Here is a 17,587-nt window from a genome sequence, read left to right as displayed (position 1 = left end):
TTCTAGATAGAAACGGCGGGTGTTCGTATGATTAGTGATATATTAATAGAAATTGTAACAGCGATTGGCCGCTTTTTAATCAACCCATTAATGTATATCGCAATATTATTTGCGATTTTATTAGGTTATAGGCGTGTAAAGCAGGAGCGTAAATTTTTTAATAGACGTATTATTTGGGGTTGGACAGAGCTAATGGGTCAATGGAGATATGGTTGGCTATCTGCCCTCCTTATTTCACTAGTAAGTGTTGGTTTAGGTTTAACGGTGCCAAAAGCTTTTATTATGATTTTAATCGCTATTTCTGCATTGGCACTATTATTGTACTTCGTTAATGCCCTTTCACCTATCTATACGATGGGGTTTGCGACGTTAGCGATATGGTGGATGTATGAATTCGATTGGACATTTTCTTGGTGGAACATCTCTTTAGAAGGTGTAAATTTATTAGATGGCTCCATTGTAACGATTACGATTTTAGCAGGTCTATGTGTGATTGCGGAGGGCATGTTAATTCGTCGAGCAGCAATGATGGTCACGACGCCCCAAGTTGAAAAGACGAAGCGAGGTATGCAGGCAATTGTCTATCGTTCAAGAAATGTATGGGTACTACCAATCTTCTTTGTAATACCTGGTGATGTTATTCCGGTAGATTTTCCATATTGGCCACAATTCACATTAGGAGAGAGTACCTTTGCACTTGTACTATTCCCAGTTGTTATTGGCTTTTCTAAGCTTACTAGAAAAGAATTACCGACTTTGCAATTGCCTAAAATTGGCCGATCAGTGCTAATGCTAGGACAGTTAATTTTAATAGGTGGACTCGCAGCAGCCTTGGAGCCATTCATCGGCTTTACAACGCTAGCAATTGGTGTAGTGATTCGTATCATTATTTCAATCTTCTACGCGCTGCAAGATAAAACGGACATTTATGCGGTTGCCCCAAGTTCAAAGGGCGCTATTATTGCGGCAGTGTTACCTGATTCACCAGCTGAAAAAATGGGCTTACTGGCAGGGGAATGTATTCGTAAAGTAAACGGTCAGGCCATTTTTACTGAAAATGATTTATACGAGGCTTTGCAATTAAATGCTGCACATTGTCGTCTAGAAGTAGTAGATCGTAACAATGAAGTACGCTTAACACAGCATGTTATATATAGCAATGATCATTATCGTATTGGATTATTACTAGCTGAGCCGAGGGATATATAATGGATGTTTTCGGGAAAATGATGTTAGCGTTATTTTTACCAGCATTACTCGTATTATTGTTTACTCGAATTACGTTTAATCGGTATGTTGCGTTAATTTTGGCCATTGCGCTTATTGCGGCATCTGTCTATGCAGGTTATACTTCGCCGCCTATTATTTTCGTCATCGATGCATTTTCGTTAACAGTAGGCTTTTGGCTAGCAAGTAAAATGAAAAAATAAAGGTATCGTTTAAGTTTAATAGAAAAGGTCAGTCTAAAGTGATAGCTTTCTCACTTTTAAGACTGACCTTTTTACATGAAAAATCTTACGGCTGACATAATGATAACCCCTGCTACAACTGTAATAGATAAGCTTTTGGTAACAAGTGCAATCATAAGCGTTGGCACAAATGTAATAAATACAGGCCAATTAAGTGTAACAATTTTTCCGTTATCGGTATCCAATAAGTTTTCAATGACAAGGGCACTTAAAATACAAACTGGGATAAAGCTTAACCATTTTAATACAACGTCTGGTAGCTTCACACTTCGGACGAATATAAACGGAATAATACGGGGTAGCCAGGTTACAAGTGCACAGCCAATGATGAGCCATACCATAGTAGCAGTTGTCGTCATTTATCTGTCACCACCCCTATAGTTGCTACAATCATTGTTGAAAGAAGAACAGCCACATGCGAAGGCACAATATAAGAAAGACCATACATAATGACAACCATATAGCCGATTAACATAAGATAATGCATTATTTTACTTTTGCCTACACTACTAAGCTGGAGCACAAGGAGTGCCACAAACATGGCAATCAATGCGAAATCTAAGCCCCATTTTTCAGGGTTTGCTACCCACTTTCCTAAATAGGCGCCAGTTACACAAGAAAGAATCCAAAAGGAGTAGGCAGTTATATTCAGCCCATCCATCCATTTGCCATGTAGCTTACCGCTTTGCATTTGCTTTGTAACAGCTACACCAAATGTTTCGTCCGTTAATAATGTACCGAAACCAACATTTCTTAGCAAAGAATAACGTGTAAAATGCGGAGCTAATGTTAAACTCATTAGTAAATGGCGTAGATTTACAACAAAAATGGTTACAATAATAGCAGAGGCAGGGCTATTTGTTAAAAGAAGTGCACAAAAGATAAACTGTGCGGAGCCTGCATAAATAAGTATAGTTAAAAGTGCAATTTCGAGTACAGAAAGTCCAGAAGCGGAACCTACAACACCGAAAGCGAGTCCTATGCTAATATAACCGAGTAAAGTGGGAATACAATCTTTCACGCCTTGTAAAAAGCTATCGTCTGGCGTGTTTACCGTTTCATTCCGAAAATCAGTTGTACTTGTCATAAATAGATCGTCCTTTCTTAAAAATTACCATGTATACTAATGATGGAATAGTTTGATAGTTCTCAATGTTTATTAAAGTATACATATGTCTGATAAAATAAACAATAGAAATTGGTGAATTAAAATGGAACAAATGAGTCGGAATTTAGCCTTTCAATTAAGGAAGATTCGACAACAGCGTCATTTAAGCTTAGACGATGTTGCTAAGGCAACAGGTGTAAGTAAAGCGCAACTTGCACAAATTGAAAAGGGAGAGGCAAATCCTACAGTATCAACGATTTGGAAAATTGCTGCGGGATTGCGCATTTCATTTTCTTCGTTACTACAAGCACCGACAGCACATTTCATGAAATATAGTAGTAAGGATGCGCCACATGTAGATGAAGATGAAGGTCGATATCGTGTGTATTCCATTATTCCTTATAATCCTGAACGTGGCTGGGAGCTTTATAAGATTGAAATGGAGCCCGGAGCCTTTAGCAGGAGTGAGGCCCACACAGAAGGGGTAGAAGAAACTGTAACCGTTATTCAAGGACAAGCCATTATTTCTGCTGGAGAGATGCATGAATTACTGGAAGAAGGGGATACACTAGTATTCTCAGGACATCAGCCTCATGAGTATAAAAATACTTCGGAAAAGTTAACGATTTTACATTTAATTTTGCAATATAAATAGAGGTGTCGAATTTGAGTGAATGGTTTACTGTAGATAATATCGAGAATATTGCGGCACAATATCGAACGCTTGGCCCGATTATGGGTTTATTATTACCTTTTATAGAAGCGTTTTTACCGTTTTTACCTTTGGTCGTGTTCGTTATCGCTAATGCGAGTGCATTCGGTTTATGGTTAGGTTTTTTATTATCCTGGTTAGGGTCTGTAGCGGGTTCATATGCAGTATTTTTGCTTGTCCGAAAGTTTGGTAAGCATCCAAAGCTTCGTTTTGTTACAGGTAGTAAAAAAGTACAGCAGCTAATAAAATGGGTAGATATGAATGGTATTAGTCCCTTGTTCGTCTTACTTTGTTTTCCATTTACACCCTCAATCATTGTAAACATTGTAGCGGGCTTATCTCATATTCATAAAAAGTTTTATTTAGTGGTGTCAATGGCTGGGAAGTTCGTTATGATTTTAGCAATGAGCGTGCTCGGTTACGATTTAAAAGCGCTCCTAACAAGCCCTGTAAGACTGATTGTAGCGGCAGTTGCGATTGTTCTGCTTTGGTGGATCGGCAAGTTTATAGAGAAACGATTAAACGCGCGTGTAGAGAAAGATTTAAAACAAGCGCGAAAATTGACGAAAAATCATTAACGTTGAAAGTTGAATATACACAACTTACCCCTTTTATCATGTAAAATGAGAGAAGGGGTTTTTAACTTTTGCAGCAAATGTTTTCTGTGCGAAAGCGAAGCGACAGCAACAGCAACAGCAACAGCAACAAATGTTTTCTGTGCGACAGCTAAAGCTTCGATTAAGCCAAGGCGAAATTGATTTTTCAAAATAGTAGGCGATGCGCGAAAAACATTGAGTAGCGCTTAGATAAAATATTTTAAAATGCATAGGTAGAGTGGCAAAGTGATCGGGTCAAAGCAAAAAGTGATCGGGTTAGTGCGAAAACTGATCAGGTAGAACAGCAAAGCACTCGGGTCAATGCGAAAACCGCTCAGGTTGAATAGCAGAGCCCAGGTGTTTACAACTTTCACTTTTTATAAATAGATAATTAACAGGAGGGGAAAAGTACATGACATTGCGTATTGTATCAGGACGTTCAGGAACAGGTAAATCAACGTTTATTCATCAAGAGATTGTCGAACAACTAAAATCGGATCCGTTAGGTCAGCCAATTTTTGTGATTGTCCCCGACCAAATGTCGTACTCAACGGAGTATGAGCTAACGAATAAGCATGGTTTGCAAGGCTTAATTCGTGCGCAGGTTATGACATTTAAACGATTGGCATGGCTAGTGTTACAGGAAACGGGTGGTATTGCTCGAAAAGAAGTAAATGGCTATGGCTATCGAATGCTGATCCGTAAACTTTTAGAGGAACAAAAAAGTGAGTTTTCGTTATTTCGACAAGCAGCTGGAAAACGAGGCTTTACAGAAGAAATTGAAACGTTATTACGAGAGTTTAGTCGTTATAGTGTAAATAGTTCAGTGTTAGCTGAAGTAACAACATCTTTGAAGGCCATTGATGCGCCTAATACATTGCAAGCGAAGGCAAATGATTTACATGTCGTTTTACAAGCTTTGGAGGAACGATTGGGCACGACGTATGTCGATAGTGAGGGGTATTATCCGATTTTAACGGAGCATCTGAAATACTCTGAGACGATGAAGCAGGCGTCTGTTTATATAGATGGTTTTACTGCATTTACTGTAAGGGAACTAGAGCTTGTAAAAGAGTTATTAAAGGTGACGAAGCAGGTAACGGTAGTTCTTCCCTTTGACCATATTGAAGAAGTGTATGATGAGCAATCTTTATTCCATGAAGCCGCTTCTACGAACCAACGTTTACACGACATTGCCTATGAAGAAGGCGTTGAAGTTGAAGCACCATTGCACTTCTATCATACGCATCGTTTTCAATCTGTAGATTTACAGCATATGGAAGCTAAGTTTGCTGATTTGGTACCTCAGACGAAAGAAACTTCAGGTGATGTAATGGTACTTGAAGCATCTAATCGACGTGCTGAGATACATGCCATTGCCCGGGAAATAACAAAGCTGACAAGGGAGACGGGGTATCGTTATCAAGATATAGTACTTCTTTATAGACAAGCAGAAGTCTATGATCCGCTTATTACAACTATTTTTCAGCAATATGAAATCCCTATTTTTACGAATTCGAAAAAGACGATGTTACATCATCCTTTAATTGAGCTTAGTCGGTCGGCTTTAGAGGTTATTACTTCTGATTGGAAATATGAGCCAGTTTTTCGTAGTGTGAAAACAGATCTATTTTTCCCGTTACATTCTGAGTTAAATGTTTGGCGAGAGCGTGCGGATCGTTTAGAAAACTACTGTTTAGCACAGGGTATCTTTGGTGAGCGCTGGTTTGAGGAAGCTCGTTGGTTTTTTAAAAAGTATCGTGGACTTGAATTCCATTCACGCGTACAAACGGACGAAGAACGTGCTATGCAAGCAGAAATCGAGGCTATTCGCGATGAAGTTCGTCAGCCGCTCCAATTAATGCAGGACAAGTTGAAAGAAGCGACAACAGGCAGAGATGTTGCGACAGCTTTATTTGAGCTGATTGAGCGTTTACATGTTTATGAAAAGCTTCAAGCAATGAAAGACCGTGAACTTGATCGAGGTGATGCGTTATCTGCAAGTGAGCATGATCAAGCTTGGAAAGAATGGATTGCAGTGCTCGACCAGTTTGTTTATATGTTTGGTGAGCAGGAGATGTCCGTGGAGGAAGCGGCTAAAATTTTAGATGAGGGCTTTGATACGTTAGAATTTTCGCGTATCCCGCCTACATTAGATGAGGTCATGGTAGCGACCGTTGAATTAGCCCGTTTATCGAATATAAAAGTCGCTTTTGTCTTAGGAATGAATGATGGGGTTTATCCAACCCGTATGGAGTATGAGGGATTGCTGTCAGATACTGAACGTGAGTGGTTTAGTCAAATTGGTTACGAGCTTGCGCCAACATCTAAAAATCGTTTGCTGCAGGAAAATTTCTTGCTATATCGTGCTTTAACGACGCCATCCGATAAATTATATATGTCCTATTCAACGGCAGATGAAGAGGGTAAGGCTCTATTGTCTTCACTCTATATAAAGAAAATTATTGGCAATGATAGAACGGCTGGCCTTTTGAGTGGTGTCAAGGTCGAACGAGTGGTCATTGATCCTATTGAATTACTTGATGAAAGTGCTTTACCGTATATACGTCATCCACGTACAGCTTTAGCACATTTAATGGTGCAAAAACGCCAAGCTGAGCATAGCCGCGAGCTTGCGCCTGAGTGGGTAGCGTTACAAAAGTTTTATAAACAGGACCCTTATTGGGCACTTATTTATGATCGAGTTTTACATCCAATCACTCATAAAAATGAGGCAGAGCCTTTAGAAAACTACATCACTCAGGAATTATATGGTCAAAAGCTAACATCTAGTGTGTCTCGTGTTGAGAAATTCTTCCGTTGTCCATTTTCGCATTTTACAACGTACGGACTTCGTCTAGAAGAGCGTGCAGAGTACAGGTTAGAAACATTTGCAATGGGCGATTTATTCCATGAGGCATTGAAATGGATTACTGAGGAGACACACCGTTTGCAGCTATCATGGATACGTTTAACAAAGCAACAAATTAAACAATTAGCACGACAAGCAGTTGAGCAGATTGTACCGGTGTTTTCACATCAAATCTTACTGTCAAGCGCACGTTATCGCTACATTCAACGCAAGCTTATTCGGATTGTTGAGCGAACAATGACGGCACTTACACAGCATGCAAATGTATCTCACTTTAAGCCTATCGCCATTGAGGCATCATTTGGACCGGGACAAAATGAACAGCTTCCACCGCTTGAAATTGATTTAACAGGTGGTAAGAAAATGTTAATGCGAGGTCGTATTGATAGGGTGGACAGTGCGTCTATTGATGACCGCTCTTATTTACGGATTGTCGATTATAAATCATCAGCTCGTGATTTAGATTTGAATGAGGTTTACTATGGTTTGTCTCTTCAGGTACTAACGTATTTAGATGTAGCGATGGAAAATTCCTCTTACTGGCTACCAGGTGAAGCGGAGCCAGCCGGGGTTCTTTATGTACATGTCCACAATCCAATGCTAAAGCTTGATAAGGATTTAAGTGACAGTGAAATTGAGGAAGACCGTTTAAAACAATACAAAATGAAAGGTCTATTGTCAGAAAATGCGGAGGCCATTTTATCGATGGACGAGCAATTAGAGGAATCGAGTGGGCATTCAAAAATTATTCCTGTCTATATGAAGAAAGATGGGACACCATCAGAATCTCAGTCACGGGTTGTACCTGTTAATGATATGAAAAATCTACAGCATTTTGTACGGCGCAAGCATCAAGAGGCTGGTAATGGAATTTTAGCAGGGGATACCTCTATTAGTCCGTATAAACTGAAATCAAAAACAGCCTGTGACTATTGTCAATTTACAGCTGTTTGTCAATTTGACCCATCTGATGGCAAGCAAAGCTACCGTCAGTTACAGCAAGCAAAACCGAATGATATCGTTGAGATAATTCGGAAGGAGATGAAGTAAGTTGGTACAAAAAATACCTGAAAAGCCAGCGGAAGTGACATGGACTGATGACCAGTGGAAGGCCATTTATGCAAGCGGCCAGGATACACTTGTATCGGCTGCGGCAGGCTCTGGTAAAACGGCAGTTCTCATTAATCGTATGATTGAAAAGGTAGTGGCGACAGAGAATCCCATCAATGTCGACGAATTACTTGTCGTAACATTTACAAACGCATCCGCTGCTGAGATGCGTCACCGTATGGCAGAGGCACTAGAAAAGGCTATTGCAGAAAATCCAACTTCCAACCATTTGCGACGCCAGCTAAGCCTTGTCAATAAAGCACAAATTTCAACGCTGCATTCTTTCTGCTTAGCTATTGTGAAGCAGTACGCTTATATGCTAGATATTGATCCAGGCTTTCGTATAGCTAATGAGGCAGAGGTCGCTTTGTTAAGAGACGATATATTAGCCGAAGTATTAGAAGATGCTTACGATTCTGAGGATGAGGCACAGGTTCAAGCAATCTATCGTCTGGTTGATAGCTTTACATCGGATCGTGATGATCAGGCAATCGAAACATTAATAAGCAAGCTTTATGATACGTCTCGTGTTCATGCAGAGCCTCAAAAATGGCTTCGTAGTCTACCGGAGACATACGACTTAGCAGCGGACGTGACAATTGATGATTTAGAGCTATCGAAATATGTGAAATTAACAGTCAAGCATAGTCTTGAAGAGGCATTTGTGTTAATTTCTGAAATGCGTGCCATTACGCTACAGCCCGCGGGACCTGGACCATATGCTGAAACTGCAGAAATGGATTTTGCTATGATTCAGGAAGGCATTCGCATTAGTCGTGAAGGAACGTGGCAAGAACTTTTTGATTATTTTGCTACGGTAAAATGGTCAACTTTAAAGCGTGTATCCAAGGATGCTTTAGTAGATGTGGAGCTACAGGAGCTTGCTAAGAAAAAGCGTGAGGCAGCTAAAAAAATTGTAAACAAGCTTAAAGAGACTTTCTTCGTTCGTACTCCTGCACGATTGCTGGAAGAGATTCGATTAATGGGGCCTACGATAGGAACATTGGTCGAATTGACGAATGTTTTTAGTGAACAGTTCCGCATCGCGAAATTAGAACGAGGAATTATTGATTTCTCAGATTTAGAGCATTTCGCCTTGCAAATTTTAACTGTAGAAGTCGAAGGTGAATTACAGTCTTCACCTGTTGCTCTAGATTTAAAGCAACGTTTTAAAGAAGTGCTTGTGGACGAATATCAAGATACAAATATGTTACAAGAAACCATATTACAGCTTGTGAAAACAGGTAGTGAGCAAGATGGAAATCTATTTATGGTTGGGGACGTCAAACAAAGTATTTACCGTTTCCGTTTAGCAGAACCGAAGCTTTTTATGCGAAAGTATAGCGAGTTTCTAGAGACCCCAGATTTGACGGGAATGCGCATAGATTTAAACGCTAACTTCCGTAGTCGACAAGAAGTGTTGAACGCTACAAACTACGTATTTGCACAAATTATGGGTGAGCGAGTTGGAGAAATTCTTTATGATGAAAATGCTTCACTAAAGCCAGCAGCACCCTATGATGACAAAGAAGTTCCGGTAGAGCTAGTCATCATGCATCCTCCGGGGGAAGAGGAGCTGGATGAAGAGGCAGAAGATACTGTAAATGACGCCTCTGAATTAGAGGAATTAAAAAAATCACAGTATGAGGCACGTTTTATTATCGAGCGTATTCGGCAGATGATGGAGGACGGGACAACCGTATTCGATACAAAAACGAAGACAGAACGTCCGTTAAAATATAGTGATATTGTCATTTTAATGCGTTCAATGACATGGTCAACAGATTTAGTAGAGGAATTTAAGCTTGCGGGAATCCCGCTCTATGCAGAGTCCTCGAAAGGGTATTTTGATGCGCTTGAAGTGATGATTATGCTGAATGTACTAAAGGTTGTCGATAATCCATATCAGGATATTCCTTTAGCTTCAGTACTACGAGCTCCATTTGTTGGCTTAACAGAAAATGAGCTAGCGAAAATCCGACTAGCAGATACGAAAGCGCCATTTTATGATGCATTAAGGCAATTTATTCGAAGTGAGGGGCATGATGTGCAGTCTGACACTTTTGTGAAGCTTCAACGATTTATGCTAGCATTTGAAAATTGGCGAGATTTAGCACGACGTGGTTCACTGTCAGATTTAATTTGGAAAATTTATTTAGACACGCATTATTATGAGATGGTTGGAGCGATGCCGAATGGGAAGCAGCGTCAGGCTAACTTACGCATTTTACATGACCGTGCTTTAATGTATGAGAAAACAGCCTTTCGAGGACTATTTCGCTTCTTACGTTTTATTGATCGTATGCGTACACGCGGTGATGATTTAGGAACGGCGAAATCGATTGGAGAAAAGGATGACGTCGTCCGTCTTGTGACCATTCACTCTTCCAAAGGGCTAGAGTACCCCGTTGTCTTTGTTGCAGGGATGGGGAGACCGTTTAATAAAATGGATTTCCACAACCCGTATTTATTCGATCAAGATTTTGGCCTTGCAGTGAAGGCAATTGATCCAGAAAATCGTATTACGTATACTTCTCTACCATTTTTAGCTTTGAAGGAGAAAAAGGAGCTTGAAATGCGTGCTGAGGAAATGCGTGTATTATATGTTGCGATGACACGTGCAAAGGAGCGACTTATTTTAGTAGGATCGGTAAAAAATTGGGATAAAACCCGCGACAATTGGCTGGATGCACAAAGTTTGCCGGTAGATGCCCCACTACAGGAGTATTTACGTGCCAGAGCTAATAGTTACTTTGATTGGCTTGGGCCCGCAGTTGCAAGACATGCAGATTTTTCAGCCATTGCTACTTCCTCCTATAAGGCAGCAGAGGATGTATCGCATTGGTGGGTACGAGCTATTGAAACAAGCCATTATGCGTATGATATACAGGCGTTAGAGGATGAGGTACAACAATTACTAGAAACGCCAGAGGACGAAGCTTTGCAGTCGGAAATTACGATGCGCTTTCAAGCACAGTATTCGTTTCAGAAATCAACACAAAAACGCTCAAAAACATCTGTAAGTGAAATTAAGCGTTTAGAAAATCTACAGCGACAGGAAGAGCCTGAATATTACTTTTCTGCACCTTCCAAGAAAAAAACGACTACCGTTGCGCCCCGTCCAACCTTTTTACAGGACAAACAGTTGACAGGTGCAGAAATAGGGACAGCGGTTCATACAGTCATGCAACATGTCCCTCAAAACGGCTTTATGGATGTACAGGAGGTTCAGGAGTTTGTCGCTAATTTAGTAGCAAGACAGCTTCTAACTGAGGCTGAGGGGAAAGTTGTTCCGTGGAAAAAAATATATAATTTCTTTACAACAGACATTGGACAACGCTTTAAAAAAGCAAAAACAATTCGAAGAGAATTGCCATTTACGATTAGTAAATTAGATGAAGACGGCGACGCTCAAATTGTACAAGGAATTATTGATTGCTTATTTGAGGATGAAAACGGTGAATGGATTTTGCTTGATTATAAGACAGATCGTATTCACTCACATTTTGCTGAGGAACCAGCGCTAACGAAGGAACTTTTAGAACGATATGGAGTTCAGCTTAGAGTGTATAGTGAAGCGATTGAATCGATCCTTCAAATTAAAGTGAGTGATAAGGTTCTATATTTATTTGATATTGAACGGGTTTTACATGCATAAGTGAAACGTTGAAAACAGGGCTATCTTTTGATGCCCTGTTTACAGCGTTATATAAAGGAGGCTATTTTGTGGAGTTAAGACCGACAATGTTGCAGGAACGTATTGTAACATTAGATATTTTACGGGGTATTAGCTTACTAGGCATTTTACTTGTTAATATGTTTGCCTTTTATTTGCCATTGCCCTATATTGATTTGGCATCATGGTTTACAACACCGTCAGATATAGTGTGGCAGCAAAATTTAGATATTTATGTACAAAGTAGCTTTTATCCATTGTTTGCTATGTTATTTGGCTACGGACTTGCTATGCAATGGCAGAAAGCACAAAGTCGTGAACAAAATTTTTATGCGATAGGAATTCGAAGACTTTCTGTATTATTTGTATTTGGTTTGCTACATGCTGTGCTCATTTGGTGGGGCGACATTTTGATGATGTATGCATTTTGCGGCGTTTTTTTAGTGCTATTACTACGTCTACATCCAATTTGGTTATTGTCAATCGGCATGATGATTAGCGGTGTCATGCAAGCTTTTATGTTACTTATAGTAGGATATATTAATTTTAATACAACGATTGATGAGTATTTAGATATTACTTCGGTAGAGCAGGCGATAACTTCTTATGGAACAGGGAGTTGGGTTGATGCGTTTATGCAACGTTTAACCGATTTATCTGTTCAGGCAGGGATCGGCATGTGGTTTGTGGCATTATTTACAATTCTACCATTTATGTTAATTGGTGCCGCAGCCTCTAAATGGCGTTTAGTAGAACGAGCGAAGGAACTTAAATGGCTATGGCTGGCATTAGCAATAGCTGGGTTAGCAATTGGTATTTTTATTAAGAGCTCACCAATCATGTTTACGCGTACGTATTTATTAGACTACTTGAAAGTATACATAGGTGGTCCAATTTTAGCAGTAGGCTATATTGGGCTCATTGTTTTACTTTGTTTACTTCCAGTTGTACCAAAATTGCTTAGTCCTTTTGCGAAAATAGGGCGCATGTCGTTAACGATGTACATGCTTCAATCGGTCATTGGAACATGTCTATTTTATCAATTTGGATTTGGCTGGTATGGAAAAGTAAGCGTCGCAACAGGCGTGCTAATTGCAGTCAGTATTATTATTGTACAAATGGTTGTGGCAGAAATTTGGCTAGCGAAATGGCAACAAGGTCCGTTAGAGGCTTTATGGCGCAAATTAACTTATAAGGCGAAGACTAAAGCAGGATAATTGTTGAGGGCTTGACTCTCGTGCAAAAAGCGGGAAATCAGCATTCATCTTCAATGTGAGGGCAACATAAAGTGAATGAATACGTCTTGTATAATAAGAATAATTTATTGCGATTTGGCTCATTATCAAAAGCGTGGGATAGCATTTGTTAAAACGTATGTTATATATATGTTGATTGTAGTAGAGGTTGGGCGACTCCTTGGGGATCAGCGATAGAGGAACAAAGGCTAAAACCATCACATCCTGTGATAACGCCTTCGTGATCAACATCGTGTTGGCCCGAGACCCTGGAGCGAAGCGGGAGGGGAACGAAAGCTAAAAGCATCACGTCCTGTGATAACGCCTTCGTGACCAACATCCTGTTGCCCCGACGCCCCCAGGAAGCTCTGCTCTGCGCGAAAGCGAAGCGTCAGCGGCAAATGTTTTAACTGTGCGAAAGCGAAGCGGCAGCAACAAAGCGCCCAGCCAGAACGGAAATCAACCCACGTTACGGTGATGAGCCCACGACTTAATAAGAATAAAAATAGTTTTCGCAAAAGTAAGGCAATTTCTATAATTTTGTTGTATTATGTAAAAAAAAGAAGGAGCTCTGGAAATCATGAAAATTTTATCATTTAAATTAGGTGGACATGTAAGCTTTGGACCAAAAGTAAAAAAAGAAGAAGCGGTATGGGATGTACTCGCTATTCAAAATGAACTTCAAGTTCTCCCTTCTTTTTCAAGTTCAATTGTAGATGGCATTGCTCTAGGCTTTGATTTTGTTGAACAGATTCGTAAATTAGTAGAAGCCGCTGAAAAATCAGACCGTGCTGAGAGCTTCAAACGTGAATTTACAGTGATCGAGTGGTTATCACCGATTCCACGTACACCAAAAAACATTATGTGTATTGGGAAAAACTATGATGAACATGCTAAAGAAATGGGTGCAGAGGCAGCTCCAACAGATTTAATGGTATTTACAAAATCTCCGACTGCTATTGCTGCTGATGGCCAAACAATTTCTGTTCATGCCGATCTTTCATCTAAAATGGATTATGAAGGCGAATTAGCGATTGTTATTGGTAAACGTGGTAAAAATATTCCGAAAAACTTAGCATACGATTATGTATTTGGCTACACGATTGCCAATGATTTAACAGCTCGTGATTTACAAGAAAAACATAAGCAATTCTTCTTAGGAAAAAGCTTGGATGGAACTTGTCCACTTGGACCTTACCTTGTAACAAAAGATGAAATTCCGAATCCACAAGATTTAACAGTTGTAACAAAAGTGAACGACGAAGTACGTCAAAATGGCTCAACAAAAGATATGATGTTCACTGTAGAATCATTAGTATCCATCTTATCTCAGCATGTTACATTAGAGCCAGGTGATGTTATTTTAACGGGTACTCCAGCGGGTGTTGGCAAAGGCATGAATCCGCCACAATTCTTAAAAGCTGGTGATACTGTGAAAGTGTCTATCCAAGGCATCGGTACTTTAGTGAATCATTTTGAATAATTTTTTCAAATCCGCGTGAGTTTACCTCCGCGGATTTTTAAGTATATTCTATGAACACTATTGTAATGTTTGAAACCCTTTCCATCACATGGTAGGATAGAGTTTGATAGAAAAAAGAATATGAGGTGGGACAATAATGAGTTTCTTAACTAGCCAAACGCATTTGCATATTACTACTTGGGTAGTTGCAATCGTAATCTTTTTAATTGCAGCATTAATGGGCAAGCAGTCAAAAGGCTTACATATGACATTACGTTTATTCTACATTTTGATTATCATCACTGGTGGGGCACTATTCATTAAAGGCATGGATTATGGTATGGGTATGCTCTATGGCTTTAAATTCATAGGTGGTATTTTAGTCATTGGTATGATGGAAATGGTATTAGTTCGTCAAAAGAAAAATAAACCAACAGGCATGTTTTGGATTTTATTTGCAGTATTCTTATTGATTACATTGTTCCTTGGCTTCAAATTACCAATGGGTCAAGATTTCTTAGCATAATTTTGTAAAAGTCGTGAAGTTTTCGCTTCACGGCTTTTTATTTTTTGGGGAAGATGAAATTGCTTAGGTCGATCAGAGAATTGATCAGAGAACTGATCGGGTATGCCGAAGAAGTGCTCGAGTGGATCAGAAAACTGATCGGGTCCCGCAACCAAGTCGATGAATTGTATTTAATGGCGAAGTTGACACCTTTTTGTCGTAATTCATTTTGTCATTTTCGGAAAATATTTTGAAATGATAGCGAGGGGACTATTTTATTTGGTAAAATGACGAAGGATTGGTTTGAAAGAGAGGGAATAATAGTGAAATTCAAAAAGTGGATAAGTGCGACAGCTGCATCGCTTTTACTAGCAACTTCATTAGTAAGCGCTACACCAGTTGCACATGCTGATGAAGCGTCGACAAGAACGATTGCAGAAGAAAGCATCTATGATTTACTCGTTGACCGTTTCTTTAATGGTTCGGGCACTAACGATTTTGATACAAATACGCAAGACGCTACTAAATTTGCAGGAGGCGATTTTGCAGGTTTACAGGATAAACTAAAATTTATCGGAGAGATGGGCTTTACAATCGCTTCTATTGGCCCGATTTTTGCTACTGAGAAATATGATGGATCGATGCCGACGAGCTATTCTACAATTGAGCGTCATTTTGGGACATCTGAGGAGTTTCAAAGTGTCATTGAAGCCTATAAAGCTAAAAATGTAGCGGTCATGGTTGATTTTCCATTAAACAATGTAAGTCCGAATCATGAGTGGGCAAAAGATCCAGCGAAAAAGGATTGGATTGCCTCAACAAATAATGGACAAGTACAGTGGGACTTAACAAACAAAGATGTACAAGAAGCACTTATTAAATCAGCAACAGATTTTGTCTCTACATATGATGTTGGTGGGGTGCGATTAACAAATATTGCTGGTGCTGATACAGAATTTATCAATGCAGTGATTAAAGCATTAAAGGATACGAAAAAATCACTCTATGTGATTTCAAATGAAGAAAGTGATGCAAACTTTGATGCAAGCTTTTCTAAAGCTTCAGCTGATATTTACCGTAATATCTTTAAAAATGTTGATATGGATTCTACTAAGTTGATGGAACCTTTAACAGGTAAGAAACCAACTCAGATTATGATTGATACGCTAGAAACGCGTCGTTTTACATTTGATTCTGCAGCAGAAAATATGTTCCCACCAACGCGATTGAAAATGGCGATGGGTGCTTTATTTATGATGCCAGGAATTCCAGTTGTACAATATGGTACAGAAATTGCGATGAACGGGGAAACAAAGCCAGACACGCACCAAACATATAACTTTAAAACAGATACAGAATTAATCGACTATATTAAAAATGTCCAATCTTTACGTAATAAATCTGAGACATTACGTAATGGTGATTTTGAAGTTCTCACAAATGAAAATGGCCTACTTGTATTTACACGTACGTCCGATAAAGAGAAATGGGTCATCATGGTTAATAATACTAGTAAAACACAACGCATTGATTTAACACCTGCTCAGCTTGGTGAAGGTAAAATGTTAAATGGTATTATACATGAAGAAAAAGTTCGTATTAATGAAAAAGATGTTTATCCGATTATTTTAGATCGTGAAATGGTAGAGATTTATCAAGTTAGAAATGATGAAGGTTTTAATGTACCTTATATGGTAGCACTAGGATTAGTATGGCTTATATTCATAGGATTTGTAGTTGTTATTATTAGACGAGGTAAAGTACGACGTAAAGAGCAAGATACTCTAAAATAAAACCTTAATCAAGGCAGTTTATGCAGGATTAAATGATAAATCCCCTCAACACGTTTTTAGTGCGGAGGGGATTTTTGTTAAGCTTGATAGCTTTTATTCGTAAAGAAGATGGCGATTGTACCGGGTCCTACGTGTGAGCCGATAGCTGAACCGATCATTGTTACTTGAATGGCTTTTGGTGAAAATCTTTCTTGGATAGAAGCCTTTACTTCGTTGGCAAATTCCACATCATCGCTATGGCTAATACCAACAACTTTCTCAGAAAAATTATCACCGCGCGCCTGCATTAAATCTAACATGCGAGCAATGGCTTTTTTGCGTCCGCGAGATTTTTCAATCGGCACAAGTTTACCATCCTCTACATTTAAAATGGGTTTAATGCTTAGGAGCCCCCCAAGAAATGCGCTTGCTTTAGATACACGCCCACCTTTAGCAAGGTAATCTAAATCCTCTACCGTAAATAAGTGCTCCATTTGTGGGGTAAGGGCTGTAATTTTTGCTTCGATTTCTTCCAGTGAAGCACCTGTATTTCGAAGGCGAACGGCTTCTTCAACTACTAGGCCGAAACCTAGTGAAGCACATTTAGAATCGATAATAGCTAATTTAAGGGATGGATATTGCTCCTGTACTTGATTGCGAATCATGACCGCAGTATTATAGGTGCCTGATAACTCCGATGAAAAGGCAATATAGATTCCTTCCTCTTCATTTTTCGCTAGATTTTCGAAATGCTTAAGAAATAGCTCTGGTGATACTTGGGATGTTTTTGGGCGAGCACCTTGACGAATAGCATCGTAAATTTCTTTGGAATCAATCGAAATGACATCATCATATTCATTATTGTTCACTTGCACTCGTAGTGGAAGAAGTTCAATATTGTTTTCTTCGTAGTAAGACTTTGGTAAATCACATCCACTATCAGTAAAAATTTTCATCATTTGTCCCCCTAATTTAACATTCTTTTAACTCTATATGAAAGTTTTCAAATACCTATACTATATAACAGGTGAACACGTGTCGAGCTTTCACTTTCCACTCTATATTTCTCG

General features: G+C 39.3%; 14 protein-coding genes. 10 read left to right on the top strand and 4 right to left on the bottom strand.

Annotated features, from left to right (window positions below; all coding sequences use genetic code 11):
* The first annotated feature begins 27 nt into the window (after positions 1 to 27).
* Both ACQKMI_RS15245 and ACQKMI_RS15240 read left to right on the top strand, forming a co-directional pair.
* Positions 28 to 1,209, top strand: a complete 1,182-nt coding sequence (locus ACQKMI_RS15245; RefSeq protein ID WP_427490275.1) for a PDZ domain-containing protein — start codon at positions 28 to 30, stop codon at positions 1,207 to 1,209.
* Positions 1,209 to 1,430 carry a DUF2198 family protein gene (locus tag ACQKMI_RS15240; RefSeq protein ID WP_323645505.1) on the top strand — a complete coding sequence of 74 codons (222 nt, stop codon included), beginning with the start codon at positions 1,209 to 1,211 and terminating at the stop codon, positions 1,428 to 1,430. The genes ACQKMI_RS15245 and ACQKMI_RS15240 overlap by 1 nt, the downstream gene beginning before the upstream one ends.
* 71 nt (positions 1,431 to 1,501) lie before the next feature.
* On the opposite strand, the gene ACQKMI_RS15235 is transcribed toward ACQKMI_RS15240, so the two are convergent.
* Positions 1,502 to 1,828 (bottom strand): AzlD domain-containing protein, encoded by a 327-nt coding sequence (locus ACQKMI_RS15235; RefSeq protein ID WP_427490273.1) that lies wholly within the window; start codon positions 1,826 to 1,828, stop codon positions 1,502 to 1,504.
* A complete protein-coding gene (locus tag ACQKMI_RS15230) occupies positions 1,825 to 2,556 on the bottom strand; it encodes an AzlC family ABC transporter permease (protein ID WP_427490271.1) in 732 nt (243 codons plus the stop codon). Before ACQKMI_RS15230 ends, ACQKMI_RS15235 begins: the two co-directional genes overlap by 4 nt.
* 124 nt (positions 2,557 to 2,680) lie before the next feature.
* Here ACQKMI_RS15230 and ACQKMI_RS15225 point away from each other — a divergent pair, with 124 nt between their 5' ends.
* Both ACQKMI_RS15225 and ACQKMI_RS15220 read left to right on the top strand, forming a co-directional pair.
* Positions 2,681 to 3,232: a helix-turn-helix domain-containing protein gene (locus ACQKMI_RS15225; protein ID WP_427490269.1), complete on the top strand. Its 552-nt coding sequence runs from the start codon at positions 2,681 to 2,683 to the stop codon at positions 3,230 to 3,232.
* A gap of 11 nt (positions 3,233 to 3,243) precedes the next feature.
* On the top strand, positions 3,244 to 3,867 hold the full coding sequence (locus tag ACQKMI_RS15220; RefSeq protein ID WP_427413563.1) for a TVP38/TMEM64 family protein: 624 nt from the start codon (positions 3,244 to 3,246) through the stop codon (positions 3,865 to 3,867).
* Here the strand turns inward: ACQKMI_RS15220 and ACQKMI_RS15215 are convergent.
* Positions 3,864 to 4,055 (bottom strand): hypothetical protein, encoded by a 192-nt coding sequence (locus ACQKMI_RS15215; protein ID WP_427490267.1) that lies wholly within the window; start codon positions 4,053 to 4,055, stop codon positions 3,864 to 3,866. The two genes, ACQKMI_RS15220 and ACQKMI_RS15215, sit on opposite strands and share 4 nt — an antisense overlap.
* A 242-nt stretch (positions 4,056 to 4,297) precedes the next feature.
* Here ACQKMI_RS15215 and addB point away from each other — a divergent pair, with 242 nt between their 5' ends.
* The 6 genes from addB to ACQKMI_RS15185 all read left to right on the top strand — a co-directional run bounded on the left by addB (position 4,298) and on the right by ACQKMI_RS15185 (position 16,538).
* Positions 4,298 to 7,807 carry a helicase-exonuclease AddAB subunit AddB gene (gene addB / locus ACQKMI_RS15210; protein ID WP_427490265.1) on the top strand — a complete coding sequence of 1,170 codons (3,510 nt, stop codon included), beginning with the start codon at positions 4,298 to 4,300 and terminating at the stop codon, positions 7,805 to 7,807.
* Between the two features lies 1 nt (position 7,808).
* The gene (gene addA, locus ACQKMI_RS15205; RefSeq protein WP_427490263.1) at positions 7,809 to 11,525 is read left to right on the top strand and encodes a helicase-exonuclease AddAB subunit AddA; all 3,717 of its coding nucleotides are present in this window, start codon (positions 7,809 to 7,811) and stop codon (positions 11,523 to 11,525) included.
* Between the two features lie 68 nt (positions 11,526 to 11,593).
* The gene (locus tag ACQKMI_RS15200) at positions 11,594 to 12,760 is read left to right on the top strand and encodes a DUF418 domain-containing protein (protein ID WP_427490261.1); all 1,167 of its coding nucleotides are present in this window, start codon (positions 11,594 to 11,596) and stop codon (positions 12,758 to 12,760) included.
* 598 nt (positions 12,761 to 13,358) lie between these two features.
* Complete coding sequence (locus ACQKMI_RS15195) at positions 13,359 to 14,261, top strand: fumarylacetoacetate hydrolase family protein (RefSeq protein ID WP_323645495.1); 903 nt, start codon at positions 13,359 to 13,361, stop codon at positions 14,259 to 14,261.
* Positions 14,262 to 14,397: 136 nt separating this feature from the next.
* Positions 14,398 to 14,766, top strand: coding sequence for a YisL family protein (locus tag ACQKMI_RS15190; RefSeq protein WP_427490259.1), 369 nt, complete (start codon positions 14,398 to 14,400; stop codon positions 14,764 to 14,766).
* 302 nt (positions 14,767 to 15,068) lie between these two features.
* Positions 15,069 to 16,538 carry an alpha-amylase family glycosyl hydrolase gene (locus tag ACQKMI_RS15185; protein ID WP_427490257.1) on the top strand — a complete coding sequence of 490 codons (1,470 nt, stop codon included), beginning with the start codon at positions 15,069 to 15,071 and terminating at the stop codon, positions 16,536 to 16,538.
* Positions 16,539 to 16,615: 77 nt separating this feature from the next.
* Here ACQKMI_RS15185 and ACQKMI_RS15180 read toward each other — a convergent pair whose 3' ends face one another.
* Entirely contained in the window at positions 16,616 to 17,473 is an 858-nt protein-coding gene (locus ACQKMI_RS15180) for a DegV family protein (RefSeq protein WP_427490255.1), read from the bottom strand.
* Positions 17,474 to 17,587: the final 114 nt, after the last annotated feature.

The sequence above is a fragment of the Lysinibacillus sp. NPDC097214 genome (assembly GCF_050277945.1).
Taxonomy (GTDB): Bacteria; Bacillota; Bacilli; order Bacillales_A; family Planococcaceae; genus Lysinibacillus; species Lysinibacillus xylanilyticus_B.
Note: the sequence above shows the minus strand (reverse complement) of the source record. Positions and strands in the feature narration are given on the sequence as shown.

What these genes read in the sequence shown, in the direction of transcription:
- ACQKMI_RS15225 (WP_427490269.1), top strand. Translation starts at nt 2,681, where the DNA reads ATGGAACAAATGAGTCGGAATTTAGCCTTTCAATTAAGGAAGATTCGA.
- addB (WP_427490265.1), top strand. Translation starts at nt 4,298, where the DNA reads ATGACATTGCGTATTGTATCAGGACGTTCAGGAACAGGTAAATCAACG.
- ACQKMI_RS15240 (WP_323645505.1), top strand. Translation starts at nt 1,209, where the DNA reads ATGGATGTTTTCGGGAAAATGATGTTAGCGTTATTTTTACCAGCATTA.
- ACQKMI_RS15230 (WP_427490271.1), bottom strand. Translation starts at nt 2,556, where the DNA reads ATGACAAGTACAACTGATTTTCGGAATGAAACGGTAAACACGCCAGAC.
- ACQKMI_RS15245 (WP_427490275.1), top strand. Translation starts at nt 28, where the DNA reads ATGATTAGTGATATATTAATAGAAATTGTAACAGCGATTGGCCGCTTT.
- ACQKMI_RS15235 (WP_427490273.1), bottom strand. Translation starts at nt 1,828, where the DNA reads ATGACGACAACTGCTACTATGGTATGGCTCATCATTGGCTGTGCACTT.
- ACQKMI_RS15195 (WP_323645495.1), top strand. Translation starts at nt 13,359, where the DNA reads ATGAAAATTTTATCATTTAAATTAGGTGGACATGTAAGCTTTGGACCA.
- ACQKMI_RS15190 (WP_427490259.1), top strand. Translation starts at nt 14,398, where the DNA reads ATGAGTTTCTTAACTAGCCAAACGCATTTGCATATTACTACTTGGGTA.
- ACQKMI_RS15180 (WP_427490255.1), bottom strand. Translation starts at nt 17,473, where the DNA reads ATGAAAATTTTTACTGATAGTGGATGTGATTTACCAAAGTCTTACTAC.